At 62.9% G+C, this 13757-nt stretch carries 8 protein-coding genes and 1 pseudogene; 8 read left to right on the top strand and 1 reads right to left on the bottom strand.

Features of this window, described 5'->3' with window-relative positions; all coding sequences use genetic code 11:
* Positions 1-59 precede the first annotated feature (59 nt).
* Positions 60-1469, bottom strand: a complete 1410-nt coding sequence (locus ACFTSA_RS07945) for an MFS transporter (protein ID WP_377950736.1) — start codon at positions 1467-1469, stop codon at positions 60-62.
* A gap of 1111 nt (positions 1470-2580) precedes the next feature.
* Here ACFTSA_RS07945 and ACFTSA_RS07940 point away from each other — a divergent pair.
* The 8 genes and pseudogenes from ACFTSA_RS07940 (at position 2581) to ACFTSA_RS07905 (ending at position 13734) form a co-directional block, all read left to right on the top strand.
* Positions 2581-3885, top strand: a complete 1305-nt coding sequence (locus ACFTSA_RS07940) for an SRPBCC family protein (protein WP_377950735.1) — start codon at positions 2581-2583, stop codon at positions 3883-3885.
* Positions 3882-5288, top strand: coding sequence for a ferredoxin reductase (locus tag ACFTSA_RS07935; RefSeq protein ID WP_377950734.1), 1407 nt, complete (start codon positions 3882-3884; stop codon positions 5286-5288). The genes ACFTSA_RS07940 and ACFTSA_RS07935 overlap by 4 nt, the downstream gene beginning before the upstream one ends.
* Positions 5289-5543: 255 nt before the next feature.
* Positions 5544-5983 (top strand): annotated as a pseudogene (locus ACFTSA_RS07930) (formyltetrahydrofolate deformylase); the annotation flags it as partial.
* Positions 5984-6334: 351 nt separating this feature from the next.
* Entirely contained in the window at positions 6335-8386 is a 2052-nt protein-coding gene (locus tag ACFTSA_RS07925) for a hydantoinase/oxoprolinase family protein (RefSeq protein ID WP_377950733.1), read from the top strand.
* A 10-nt stretch (positions 8387-8396) separates the two neighbouring features.
* Complete coding sequence (locus ACFTSA_RS07920) at positions 8397-10070, top strand: hydantoinase B/oxoprolinase family protein (protein ID WP_377950732.1); 1674 nt, start codon at positions 8397-8399, stop codon at positions 10068-10070.
* A gap of 23 nt (positions 10071-10093) precedes the next feature.
* Entirely contained in the window at positions 10094-11116 is a 1023-nt protein-coding gene (locus tag ACFTSA_RS07915) for a sugar ABC transporter substrate-binding protein (RefSeq protein WP_377950731.1), read from the top strand.
* A 97-nt stretch (positions 11117-11213) separates the two neighbouring features.
* Positions 11214-12740 carry a sugar ABC transporter ATP-binding protein gene (locus ACFTSA_RS07910; RefSeq protein ID WP_377950730.1) on the top strand — a complete coding sequence of 509 codons (1527 nt, stop codon included), beginning with the start codon at positions 11214-11216 and terminating at the stop codon, positions 12738-12740.
* 10 nt (positions 12741-12750) lie between these two features.
* Positions 12751-13734, top strand: coding sequence for an ABC transporter permease (locus tag ACFTSA_RS07905; RefSeq protein WP_377950729.1), 984 nt, complete (start codon positions 12751-12753; stop codon positions 13732-13734).
* Positions 13735-13757: the final 23 nt, after the last annotated feature.

Here is a 13757-nt window from a genome sequence, read left to right as displayed (position 1 = left end):
ATTAGGGTGCGTATGGGGAGCCGTTTGCCTAGATCCGCCGAGACGCCCCGGGTGGAGGGTCAGTGGGAGAAGTTTGCTGAGATTTCGGCGAGGGTGCGCCCCTTCGTCTCAGGTGCGAGCCATTGCGAGAGGACTGCGCCGAGTAATGCGACGGCGGCGGCTACGATCATGCTGGGGCCCAGGCCGATGTTGCTGATCGCCCATGGCAGGGCGAAGGTGCCGAGGGCGGCTCCGATGCGGCTGAAGGCCGCGGCGAAGCCCATCCCGATGCCGCGCAGGTGGCCGGGGAATACCTCGGCCGGATAGACCTGGGTCATCGTGGTGTAGCCGGCATTGAAGAAGGAGAAGGCGAGAAACAGTACAAGCACGAGGATCGCTGGTGCGTTCGCCCAGACTCCGATGATCAGCAGGATGCCTGCGCAGAGCCACTGCCCGGGCACGGTGAGGATTCGGCGGCCGAGCTTGTCAATCAGAAGTACGGTGGTGACAACACCTGCGGCCGCAAGTGCGGACAGGCCGACTCCACCGGTCCAGCCGCCGAAGCCGAATTGGTTGAGCACGTCGTCGGCGAAGGTCGCGATCGCGAAGTACGGGGTGACCGCGCAGAACCAAAAACCTGCGGTGAAGAGGGTGGTGCGCCAGTACTGCCTCGAGAACAGCATTCCGAAGGAGGCGCCCTTGATTTTGGTGCTGCTCTGCGCGGCTTGGGCCTCCTGGATCATCCTCAGATCGATCTCTTCGGTGATGCTGTTGTGCATCTCGGGTGATTCGATGTATTTGCGTGCGATCGCGAGTGCTTCCTCACGCCGTCCCTTCGTAATGAGCCAGCTCGGTGATTCGGGGAGGCCGAAGCGGGCGAGGAACAGGATGAATGCGAGTATCGTGCTCGTGCCGATGACGAGGCGCCATGGGGTGCCGGCGTCGTGCAGGAGAGTGCCGATGATGAATGCCATCATGAAACCGACGTACCAGGCGATCAGAGTCAGCCCGAGCAATCGCCCGCGGAGCTTTGGAGGGGAGAACTCTGAGAGCAATGGCCCACCGATTGAGTACTCGCCGCCGATCGCGACGCCCATGAGGAACCGGATGGCGGCCAGCTGGATCACGGCCCCGTCTCCGGAGGTTACGAAGAACTGGGCCGCTGAGGCGACCAGGAACAGGCCCATGTCCACGAGGAACATGGGCTTGCGTCCGAACTTGTCAGTAGCCCAGCCGGCCAGCGGGGAGCCGACGAAGATACCAACCAGCGGGCCTGCAGCGATCATGCCCAGAGATAGTGCGTCGAGCTGGAGATCTGACCGCATGGGTCCGGTGACGGGGCCGATGATTCCGAGGATGTAACCGTCGAGGAACATCCCGCCGATGAAGACAGCGACAAGGCGCACCATGAAGCGGCGTTTGAACCTGGAGCTGGTCTCTTTTGATATGGAGGTGTCGACGGAGTCCGTCGTCGTGGTCGGTTGGATCATTGAGATTTGTTCCCTTCTGGCTTCAGCGCAACCCGCTGACGGCACCAGAGCGCCGTTTCCTAGACGCACGGACCGCCGCAGCCCTTAGCGACCGGTGGACGAGGCCGGCTGGCTCGATGCCAGCCGATGTGGCCGGGTGATTTCGGCGTCGCCAGGTATCACTGCTCTTCGAGATGGCTGTGGACGAGCTTCCGGCTGGCCTGCAACGCTTCAAACTCAACGAGCTTCCGCGTTCCGTTACCCGGGTGGAGAATCCGGAGCATTCCCGTGAAGGGAAATGGTCCGCATGACTTTTCCCCGTTGTGGCGTCGTTCTTCGTGCCACGCCTCAACCAAATCGCCAATGGCGAGTTCCGCTCAGGTGCTGCACGACGTCCGTGGCCACTGCCGCCATGCGGCCTCCTTGATTCCTCCGGCAGGGGCTGACCGCCCCACAATTCAGGCTAGAGACCAAAGATTGCACGCATGTTTCTGATGGATGACGTTCTACATCCGATACCTCGGTGCGACAGTCCCGTTGGGTCTTCCCAGCGTTTGGTCCGGGGTAGGTGATTGCCCAGCGGATAATGCCAAAACCCGGGGCAGAGTTCTGCCGCATCGGCCACCAGGCGCGGGGGCGCTATTCATGAGTCTCTCCAGGCCCAGCAGGCACCGGAAATAGCAGGACCATCGGGACCCGCACAATGAGACTGACAGCTTCAGTCACCTCCCACGGACAACAGGGGCATAGCCGTCCGGAAATCACGAGGTTATTGGGGTCCCCACGGGATGGGGCCAGCATGATGGTGCACAGCATGGACCGTCCAGCCGGCAACGTCGAGGACCCGCACTGCTCTGTCGTCTTGCCCTGCATCCTTAGGAGCTTGACAACAGACGTGGCGTAAGCCACTCTGTTGCGTATCCTGATTGTTGTTGCGAAAGACGCACCGTAGAAGACTGAAAAAATTGCAACCCCACCGCTATCCCCTAGTTTGTTCCCGAATCCGTGGTGCATCTATTGCACATCGATCCTCTAATTTCAGGACTACGGCGTTCTCGACAACGCCGGTTCCCCCACTGAGCCCCGTGGTCCCCACCATTTGCACACTACCCAGCCCCCCGGGAGGAAACTCATGACTACCTCAGTGAACCTGCCCCTCAACTCACGCGGAAAACTTGCTTCATCATTGCCTCCGGAGCAGTTGGATGAAATCACTGACTTGTTTGCGTCCCGGCGCACTGGATATTCCCTCGATGCCCCCTTCTACACGGACCCAACGATTTTCAAGGTCGACATGGAGGCCATTTTCGGCCAGCACTGGATCTTTGCCGCCAGCACCGCTGAGCTGCCGGAGCCGGGCGACTACGTCACGGTCGACTACGGCCCCTACTCTCTGATCGTGCTGCGAAATGACGACGGCGGCGTGAACGTCCTGCATAACGTGTGCCGCCACCGCGGGGCCCGCGTCCTGACCGAAGCTGCCGGTTCCACCGGAAACCTGGTCTGCGGCTACCACTCCTGGACCTACTCCCCCGAGGGCAACCTGATCCATGCCTCCGCTCCCGGTGAAGCCAAGTTCGACAAGAACTGCTTCGCCCTCAAGCGCGCCCACGGCCGCGAGGTTGCCGGACTCATCTTCGTCTGCATCGCGAATGAGCCGCCGGCGGACTTCGACGAGACCTCGAAGATCTTTGAGCCCTACCTCGCACCCCACGAGTTGGCGAAGACGAAGATCGCCTACCAGCAGAACATCATCGAAGAGGGCAACTGGAAGCTCGTCATGGAGAACAACCGTGAGTGCTACCACTGTGACGGCCACCCGGAGCTGGCCTGCTCACTCTTCCCCACCTGGGGCCTGAGCGAGGGTCTGGTCCCACCCCATCTCGAGGAAGTGTGGAACCGCAACGAACAAGCACAGGCCTCCCTTGAGGAGCGTTGCCGCCGCTACGGCCTCCCCTACGAGGTGGTCGAGGAGCTTGACACCCGCATTGCCGGAATCCGCATCTCCCGGGAGTCCCTCGACGGTGAAGGCGAGTCCTTCTCGGCCGATGGGCGCAGACTTTCCAAGAAGTTGCTCGGTGACTTGCCGGACTTCCGCCTGGGCCGCTGCTCGATGCACCTGCAGCCCAACAGCTGGTTCCACTTCCTCGGCGACCACGTCATCACATTCGCCGTCTTCCCCATCAATGAACACCAGACACTGGTACGCACCACCTGGCTGGTGGCCGACGACGCCGTCGAGGGCGTCGACTACGACCTCGACAAACTCACCTACACCTGGAAGCAGACCAACCTGCAGGACAAGGCGTTCGTGGAACTGTGCCAGAAGGGTGCTGCCAGCCCCGCCTACGAGCCCGGCCCGTACATGAAGAGCGAATACCAGGTCGAGGCCTTCATCAACTGGTACGTCCAGCGCGTGCAGGAGCACTTTGCATGACTGAGCTCCGGGCCGAGACGGCAATCCAGGAACCACAGCGTATCCGCGGCCTCGAAATGCCGTGGAACCGGGTGATGGGCGGCACTGAGGGGCCCGCCCGCGCCGCCCACGCGTTGGGCCCCTGGTATCCGCAGGAGTTCATGGCCGAATGCGTCGAGACAGTTCCCGAGGCGGGCGGCATGATGACCTTCGTGTTCCGCCGTTGCGACGGTGCGCCGCTGGCGTTCCGCGCGGGCCAGTACGTGAACGTCGCCTTTCCTGTGAACGGCGAGGACCAGGATCCGGTGGACCGCAGCTACTCGCTGTCCAGTTCGCCCACCCAACCGTGGACGTTCAGCATCACAGTCAAACGCGACCCCACCGGAGTCGTCTCACCCTGGGTCCACGAGAACGTCAAACCCGGCACCGTCCTCGAGATGCTCGGACCGGTCGGGGCATTCCACTTGCCTGACGCCGACCGGCGGGCGCGGTACCTTTTGCTGGCCGCCGGCGCAGGCATCACCCCCATCATGTCGATGGTGCGGACCATCCACTCCCTGCCCGGACAGGCCGATGTCGTGGTGCTCTACCACGGGGCGGAGGCCGGAGGATACGCCTTCCACCAGGAGCTGGCCTACATCGCCTCCGTGGACTCGCGCGTCAAGATCTTCTACTCCCTCGGTGACCGCAACAAACCCGAAGGGTGGGAATGGCTCAGCGGAAGGCTGACGGCCGCCATGCTCGACGAGGTTGCCCCCGATGCCAACGGCCGCCAGGTCTATGCCTGCGGCCCAGAGGGTTACCTGAACACCGCCACCGAGCTCCTGCAGAAGGTCGGAGTCGACGACACGTCCATCAACATGGAATTCTTCACGGGGGATCGCCAGACGATCCTTGAATACCAGGCGGAGATCGCGCTTGCAGAGGACATCGCGGAGGAAATCGCAGAGGAAATCGCCGAGTCCGCGGAAGACTACTACGAAAGCCAGCCCACAGCGTTCGGGCTCTACGAGCCCGGCTACAACGCCGAAGGACCCCTGAACGCCACGGGGCTGCCGCTGGAAACCGGTGACCCCGCGGCCCCCGCCCCCGACGGCACTTCGGATCTGGAACCGGAGGCCGGGAACCCCGACGCCTCGGGCTTCGACACGGTCGGGACGGGAAGCCTCACTCTGTCCTTCATGCGCACAGGCATCAATGTGCGCGTTGACCCCTCCGAACACATCCTTGGGGCAGCCCAGCGTGCGGGCGTCAGGATCGGGGCAAACTGCAAGGAAGGCATGTGCGGTTCCTGCAAAGTCGTCAAACTTTCCGGCGAGGTCGAGATGAAACACCAGGGCGGGATCCGGAAACGCGAAATTGATGCAGGCAAGTTCCTGCCCTGCTGCTCTACAGCGCAGACCGACTTGGTGATCGACGCCTAACCGCTTCCACGTGCTCCAGGCTGGACAGCTTCAAGGATAGTTTTCACGGCAGCAATACAAGTGGGAAATCAGTGTTCCTAACGGTTGCCCCAACTTGCTTCACGAAACCTGACAATAGCTACCTCACATACAGCTGCTGCGGCCAGCATCACCGACCAGATGCGTCTTCGACGAAGGACCCAGCCCTGGGATAGGAATCCCTGTGTCCCGGGATACCTCCATCGCGTCAGGGCTGTATGTCAAGACTCTTATCGGGTGATGGTCTCGAAGTTCGGGCACTGCTTAAACGAGCGGATTTTCCGGTGGCGGGTCGGCAGCCTCGGCGGAGAGCTCGCGCTTGCGGTGTCCAACCACGAGACGCACCGGGCAATGGCAGAGGCCGCCGGCCTTCCTTTCGTGCACATCCCCGTGACGCCGGAAACCACGCAGGACCCCGAGCGGTGCCTGCTCGAGCTCGTGGACGAGTACGACATCGACTTGGTCGTCCTGGCCCGGTACATGCAGGTACTGTCGGACGACCTGTGCCGCTCTCTCGAGGGCCAGGCCATCAACATCCGCCACTCCTTCCTCCCTGGCTTCAAGGGAGCACGCCCCTACCACCAGGCCTATGACCGCGGCGTCAACTGGTGGGCGCCACCGCCCACTACGTCACCGCCGACCTTGACGAGGGACCAATCATCGAGCAGGAGGTCATCCATGGTCTTGGACGGGTTCGTCTGGAAGACCAGGCCGTGCGATGTGGAGCCGCCGGGCATATTCAGCGGCCGCCGGTCCAGGACAGTGGTATCGAAGGGGCCGTCGGCGGAGCTCTGAAGGCCCGCCAAAAAGCACTTTTCCCCTTGTCAACCTTCACGCACTGAAAAATATTGTTCTCTGTTCACGACAGCCAACTTCGCTCCAGAAGTGGCCTTTCAACGCACGCCTAGGCAATCAGCACTGGCACAGTTGCCCAGATTGTGCACAGCGCACACTGCGGCAGTACCCGGACGACCTAACGTGATTCTCCACACACCAAGTTCTAACACCAGAACCATGAGGAGATACACATGCCGAACTACAGGGTGTCGATGGATATCGGCGGAACGTTCACGGACATCGTGGCGTACGACCAGGCCGCAGGAACCTACGAGGCGACGAAAGCATCCACCACACCAGGCAACTTGAGCGCCGGCGTCATCGCCGGCCTCGAATCGATTGTTACCGACCTGTCCGACATCGAATTCCTGGTACATGGCACCACCCAGGGTCTGAACGCCTTCCTTGAGCGCCGCGGCGTTCCGGTGCTGCTGCTGGCCACCGCCGGCGTCGAGGACTCCTACCACATCGCCCGCGGCCCCCGCCTGGAGCTCTACAACGCCCAGTACCGCAAGCCAGCTCCCCTGGTCGAGCCGAAGGACGTCATCGGCGTCGGCGGCCGCCTTGACGGTCAGGGCCACGAGATCCGGCCGCTCGACGAAGTGGCCGTCCGCCAGGCGGCCCGCCGCGCACTGGACGAAGGATACGGCGCCGTTGCTGTTGCCTTCCTCTTCAGCTACAAGAACCCGGCCCATGAACTTCGTGCCCGCGAAATCCTGCTCGAAGAACTGGGCGAAGACTTCACCATCTCCCTTTCACATGAAGCAGCCAAGGAATGGCGCGAATACGAGCGCACCTCTTCCGCCGTCGTCGAGGCGTACACAGGCCCCGTGGTCCGCAACTACCTCCTGGACCTGGAAGAGAAGCTCGCGGACCGCGGCGTGGAAGCCCCCCTGCACATCATGCAGTCTTCCGGCGGCGTGCTCACTGCCGAGTCCGCCCGCAAGCGTCCCCTGCAGACGCTGCTGTCCGGACCGGTGGGCGGCGCCATGGGCGACGTCGAACTGGCCGGCGTGTCAGGCAACCGCAACCTCATCGGCGTTGACATGGGCGGCACCTCCTTCGACGTTTCACTTGTTGTCGACGGCAAACCCGACGTTTCCACCGAGGCCCACCTCGAAGGCCTGCCGATGCTTATGAGCGTCGTCAACATACACACCGTGGGAGCCGGCGGCGGGTCGGTGGCATGGCTCGAAGCCGGTGGCCTCCGTGTGGGCCCACGGTCCGCCGGCGCCACTCCCGGCCCCGCCTGCTACGGCCGCGGCGGCACCGAACCCACCGTCACAGACGCCAACCTGGTACTCGGCCGGGTCGACCCCGACTGGTTCGCAGGCGGACAGGTTGCCCTGGACCGGGAAGCGGCCATCGCGGCCCTCAAAACAGTGGGAGACGAGCTCGGCCTGGACCCGGTCGCCATGGCGGAAGGAATTTGCGACGTCGCCAACTCCCAGATGGCCCAGGCAATTCGTACGATCACGATCTCCCGAGGCATCGAGCCCCGCGACTTTGCCCTCGTCGCATTCGGCGGCGCGGGGCCCATGCACGCCGTGTTTCTCGCCAAGGAGCTGGGAATACCCGAAACCGTGGTTCCCCGATTCCCGGGCGCGTTCTCGGCGTGGGGCATGCTGCAGACCAACATCCGCAAAGACTTCTCCGAACCGTACTTCTACCTGGATGAGGACATCGACGTCGCCGACATGGCAGGGGTCCTGCGAAGGATGGAGGTAGAGGGCCTGGGCTCCCTCGTCTCGGAGGGTGTTCCGGAGGAAAGCCGGCGGACAAGTCCCTCCGTGGACGTTCGCTACCAGTCGCAGGAGTTTTCGCTGAACGTTCCTCTGACCTCGGCAGACGAACCCGAGTCAGAGGGCTTCGTCGCCAACCTGGCCGCCCGCTTCTCCGCCATGTACCACGAGCGCTACGGGCACTCCAACCTTGGCGCCCCCATCGAAATCGTGGCACTGCGGACGCAGGCGGTGGGCGACCTGGGCCGGCTGGAGGCACCCCTCTTTGCAACGGCAGAAAGTCCCGAGTTCAAGCACGAAGTGCGCCGGGTGGTCTTTGACCACGAAGAACACGAGACCACCGTGGTGCGCCGCGACGATCTGGCCGCCGGACACGCCTTTGAAGGTCCGGCCATCATCGTGGAACAGACGGCAACCACCGTGGTGCCGCCCGGGTTCAACGTCACCGTCGACGAGTTCGGCTCCCTGGTCATCCGCACTGAAGACGCAGAAGGAAATTGAGGTACCACTGATGACAATCGCTGCAGTCAAAACCCTGGATCCCGTAACCGTGGAAATCATCCGCAACGCGCTCACCAGCGCCGCGGACGATATGAACGCGACCTTGATCCGCTCCGCCTACTCACCCATCCTGTACGAGGGCGGGGACTGCGTGGTGGCACTGCTGGACACCGAACACCGTGTACTCGGACAGTCCGCCGGCCTCCCCCTGTTCCTCGGCAACCTCGAAACCTGCTCCATCGCCGTGGAGGAACTCTACGGCCGCGAAGTCTGGCAGGAAGGGGACGTGTGGATTCTTAATGACTCGTACCTTGGCGGTACGCACCTGAACGACGTCACCATCTTCGCGCCGATTTTCGATGACGGCTCAGTAGTTGGCTTCGCCGCCACCCGGGCGCACTGGATGGACATGGGGTCCAAGGATGTGGGTGGCTCCATGGATGCCACGGACATCTTCCAGGAAGGTTTCCGCATGGGTCCGGTCAAGCTCATGGAGGCTGGCATCGAAACCTCCGTGGTGGACCTGATCCGCACCAACGTGCGCTTCCCTTACCAGACCATCGGCGACATGCACGCGATGATCGCCGCGCTCCGTATGGGAACCACCCGGATGAAGGAGCTGGTGGGCCGGTACGGCATGGAACAGCTCGATGCTGCCCGCGATGAAATCTTCCGGCAGACCGAGGAGATCGAGCGCGAAACAGTCCGCAACATCCCCGACGGCGTTTATGAAGCCGAAGGAGTACTGGACAACGACGGCATCAACCTGGACACCCCCATCCCGATCCGGCTGAAGATCACCGTCGCCGGCGACACCGTGGATTTCGACGTCACCGGCTCCGCGGACCAGACCATGGGCCCGGTCAACTGTGGCGCAGCCCAAGCCGTCTCGGCCCTGCGCGTGGGCTACAAGCTCCTGGTCAGCCCGGACTCCAACTCCAACGGCGGATCCTTCCGCCCACTGACCACCCAGGTCCGTTCCGGCTCGGTGCTCGGCGCCGTGGCACCGGCACCCTGCCAGTGGTACTTTTCCCATCTGGGGCTGCTCATCGACCTGGTCTCCAAGGCCATGGCACCCGCCATGCCTGACCGCGTGGCCAGCGCCAGCCACGGCGATTCAATGATCATCACGGCCGCGGGCTTCGATCCCCGCTTCGGCCGAAACTTCGTCAGCATGGAAGCCACCCTGGGCGGCTGGGGCGCCTGGCAGGGCACGGACGGCGAATCGGCCATGATCAACAACGTCAACGGCTCGCTGAAGGACCTGCCCATTGAAATGATGGAAACCCGTTACCCCCTGCGGATCAACGAGTACTCCATCCGCCCGAACTCCGGGGGCCCGGGGCAGTGGCGCGGCGGCAACGGCGTGATCCGTGAATACGAGTTCCTCGCCGACTGCGTGGTGGGCCTCTGGTTCGAAAGGTCCAAGACGCCGGCCTGGGGCCTCTTCGGCGGATCTGACGCCCAAGGCCCGGAAGTGGTGATCAACCCGGGCCGCCACGACGAGGTCCGGACACTGAAGGCCAACGCACGGAAAATCAAGGCCGGTGATGTGGTGCGCCTGGCCGTTGGGGGCGGTGGCGGCTTCGGAGATGTCGCCAAACGCTCCCGTGAAGACATCGAGTACGACATCGTCAACGGCTTCATCACCGAGGACTTCGCCAAGACCCACTACGGCTACTAAACGCCGCGTAGAAAGGATTGACTGTGAAAATCACCAAGCGTCCAGCCGCAGCGATGGCCCTCATAAGCCTCGCCCTGCTGACCTCAGCTTGCAGCCCGCCCGCCCAAGGCAGCTCCGCGGAAGCATCGGCTGCCGGTGCAGACCAGAAGCTCAGCGTCGGATTCTTCGGTTTTGCCAAATCCAACGGCTTTGCCCAGGGTACGTACCTCGGCGTGGAACAGGCGGCCAAAGCCAACAACGCCAGCGCCACCTTCGTGGACTCCAATTTCAGTGCCCAGACGCAGGTCCAGCAGATCCAGGATGCCGTCACCTCGAAGCAGTTCGAGGTGATCGTTGTCCAGGCGAATGACAACCAGGCCCTCATCGCACCGTTGACTCAGGCCGTACAGGCGGGCATCACGGTGGTTGTCGAATTCTCGGTCATCGGGCCAAAGTTCGACACTATCCAGCCGCAGGTGCCTGGCGCCATCAGCATCGTGGACCTGCCCACCCGCAACGGCAAGGTGCTCGGCGAGATGGGCAAGGAAGCCTGCGCCACGGTGCAGGGCGACACCTGCAAGGTGGCCTACCTTGAAGGCTTCAAATCCCTGCCTCTGGACAACGCCCGGACCGAGGCTGTGAAGGCGGAACTGGCCACTGATCCGAAGATCAAGCTCGTGGCCAGTGTGGAAGGTGGCTACACCCAGGACAGCGGCCGCCAGGCCTTCCAGAACGTCTCACAGGCGAACCCTGATGTGGACGTGATGATCGGCGCATCCCAGGCCATCACGGGAGCGGCCGCCGCCGCCGGGAACAGTGATATCAAGTTCATCGGCAACGGCGCATCGGTTTCCAACGTGGAAGCGGTCCGGTCCGGTAAATGGTTCTCCATCTACGTCAGCGACGTGGTGGCCAACGGCGCCAAGGCCACGGAACTGGGGCTCGCCAAGGCGCGGGGCAAGCAGGTGGAAACCGCCATCGACGAAGCGAGCCTCTCTCCCAACAACGGCAAGGGCACCAAAGAGGCACTGGACTCCCTGAACTACGTCTCAAAGTACTCGGACTAATCCAGTCCCCTGCCGCGGGCAACCCTGGGGCCGGAGCCTGAGCGCTTCGGCCCCGGGCGCCCTGGCCCTAAAGTCCCTTCCATTTCCAGAGGTCAACATGGCTATACAACAGTTGGAAAAACACGAGCATGCGAGCCGGAGGGCCGCCCCCGAAATCACCGTCTCCGGAATCGGCAAACGCTACGGTGTTACCACGGTGCTGAAGGACGTGACACTGTCGGTCAGGCCCGGGGAAATCCACGGCATCATGGGGGAAAACGGCGCAGGGAAGAGCACCCTGCTGAAAATTCTGGGCGGTGCCGTCATGGCCGACACGGGCACCATGGAATTGGACGGACATCCGGTCAGGATCACCACCCCCCGCGACGCCATCTCCCACGGGATTTCCCTTATCTCCCAGGAACTGGCGCTGATCCCCAACCTCTCAGTGCTGGAGAATGTCTTCCTGGGCCGCTGGTCGCACAGGGGAAGCTTCCTCTCCCCCAACAGGGACAGCGAGCATTTTGCCCGGCTGCTGGAAGAGACCGGTTTTGAGCTGGACCCGAGCGCTACCGTGGGGAACCTGCCTATCGGACGACAGCAGCAGGTGGAAATCCTGAAGGCCCTCGCCCGCGGCGCGAAGGTGCTGTGCATGGACGAACCCACGGCGGTCCTCAACGAGGCCGAAAAGGAAAAACTCCTGCACGTCATCAGAAGGCTGGCCCGCAACGGCACCACAGTCCTTATCGTCTCCCACTACCTTGAGGAAGTCCTGGAGCTGGTGGACCGGGTGACCATTCTGCGCGACGGTCAGCACATCGTCACCGAAGACGCCGCCGGCCATACACCGGAGTCACTCGTGCGGTTGATGGTGGGGCGGGAGGTCGACTTCCTCGTCCCGGACGTTCCGCAGGTTCCGTCCGAAGCCGAGACAATTGTCCGGGTGGCCGGACTGACCAGCGCTAAGGTCAAGAACATATCTTTTGAGGTCCGCCGCGGAGAGATCCTGGGCATCGCCGGGCTGGTGGGCAGCGGCCGCAGCGAAACCCTGCTCGCCGTTTTCGGTGCAGACCGGACCACCGGCGGCCACGTTGAAATCAACGGCCGCCGCATCCGCCCCAGCTCTATCAGGGACGCCATCAAAGCCGGCATCGCCCTCATTCCCGAGTCGCGGAAAGAACAGGGCTTAGTCATGTCCCGACCCGCCGCCGAGAACATCGCCCTCTCGACCCTGCCCGCACGTTCATGGGCCGGTTTCGTCAGGGCACAGCGGGAAAGGACGGCCGTCAATGACGTCAGCACGTCCGTTGACCTGCGCGGCGCCCGCCCGGGACAGCCTGTAGCCAACCTTTCGGGCGGGAACCAGCAGAAGGCACTCTTTGCCAAATGGCTGTTGAACCCTCCGGCGGTGCTGCTGGTGGATGAACCAACCCGGGGAGTGGACATCGCCGCTAAGGCGCGGATCCACAGCATCATCGTTGAACTGGCTGCGAAGGGCACAGCAGTCATCGTGGTCAGCTCCGAGCTCGAAGAAGTGCTCGGCCTGTCCCACCGTATCCATGTCATGAGGCACGGGCGCATTGTTGCCGAGTTCGACCGAAACGCCTCCCGCGACGAAGTCATGACTTCCGCTTTTCTGAAATAGGTGAATCCATATGACCACAACGACAGTTGCCGTGCCCTCGACGGCAGAGAAAAAAATCAACCTGAACCTCAAAGACTTCGGGATCGTTTTTGGCCTGGCCGCCATCATGCTTTTCCTGGCCCTGAACACCGGAACATTCCTCACTGGCCGCAACTTCATCAACCTGTTCGACCAGGCCGCCGTGGTGGGGCTGCTCGCCGCGGCGGCCACACTGTGCATCATCAGCGGGGTCTTTGACCTCTCTTCGACCGCAACTCTCGCGGTCTCCGCCATTTCGGGCGTGATGCTCACCCAGCATTTCGGCGTTGCGGCCGGTTTCTTCGGGGCTGTGCTGGTGGGTGCCCTGCTGGGGACGGTTACCGGGCTGATCGTGGTGAGCACGAAGGTCAACTCGTTCATCGGCACACTGGCGGTGAGCATCATTTACCGGGGCCTGGCGATTGTGATCACCGGCGGCGCAATTGTCGCGCCGCTGCCTGACCAGCTCGCCTCCTTCCAGACCTGGACCTGGCCCAGCCTCTTCGGCCTCACCGCCGGCTCCGTATTGATGCTGGCGATGACCGTAGCGCTGGGAATCGTTCTGTGGCGCACCACTTTCGGCCGCAGGATCTACGCCGTAGGCGGGAACCAGGAAGCCGCCCGTCTCAGCGGCATCCGGACCGGTTCCATCCACGTTGCGGTCTTCGCCATTAGCGGCGTCTGCTCGGCAATGGCCGGAATGATCCTGGCCTCGCGTGCCGGCTCGGCGCAGCCGGCCATGGCCGTGGGCATCGAACTCACCGCAATCGCCGCTGTGGTCATCGGCGGCACCAGCATCCTGGGCGGACAGGGCGCCATGTGGAGGGCCTTCGTGGGAGTCATGATCCTCACGGTCATCAGCAACGGTTTCAACCTGCTGCACTGGGATACTACCTACCAGCAGGTGGTGACAGGCGTCCTCATCCTGGTGGCCGTAGCTGCCGACGGATTGTTCTTCCGCAAATCCGCCAGATGAGCGTCCAGGGTGGACCCTAGAGA

The organism is Arthrobacter sp. NPDC057013 (genome assembly GCF_042674585.1).
Taxonomy (GTDB): domain Bacteria; phylum Actinomycetota; class Actinomycetes; order Actinomycetales; family Micrococcaceae; genus Arthrobacter.
Note: the sequence above shows the minus strand (reverse complement) of the source record. Positions and strands in the feature narration are given on the sequence as shown.

Bases quoted from the DNA above. Each gene is read 5' to 3' on its own strand.
- ACFTSA_RS07945 (WP_377950736.1), bottom strand. From the start codon at position 1,469: ATGATCCAACCGACCACGACGACGGACTCCGTCGACACCTCCATATCA.
- ACFTSA_RS07940 (WP_377950735.1), top strand. From the start codon at position 2,581: ATGACTACCTCAGTGAACCTGCCCCTCAACTCACGCGGAAAACTTGCT.
- ACFTSA_RS07935 (WP_377950734.1), top strand. From the start codon at position 3,882: ATGACTGAGCTCCGGGCCGAGACGGCAATCCAGGAACCACAGCGTATC.
- ACFTSA_RS07925 (WP_377950733.1), top strand. From the start codon at position 6,335: ATGCCGAACTACAGGGTGTCGATGGATATCGGCGGAACGTTCACGGAC.
- ACFTSA_RS07920 (WP_377950732.1), top strand. From the start codon at position 8,397: ATGACAATCGCTGCAGTCAAAACCCTGGATCCCGTAACCGTGGAAATC.
- ACFTSA_RS07910 (WP_377950730.1), top strand. From the start codon at position 11,214: ATGGCTATACAACAGTTGGAAAAACACGAGCATGCGAGCCGGAGGGCC.
- ACFTSA_RS07905 (WP_377950729.1), top strand. From the start codon at position 12,751: ATGACCACAACGACAGTTGCCGTGCCCTCGACGGCAGAGAAAAAAATC.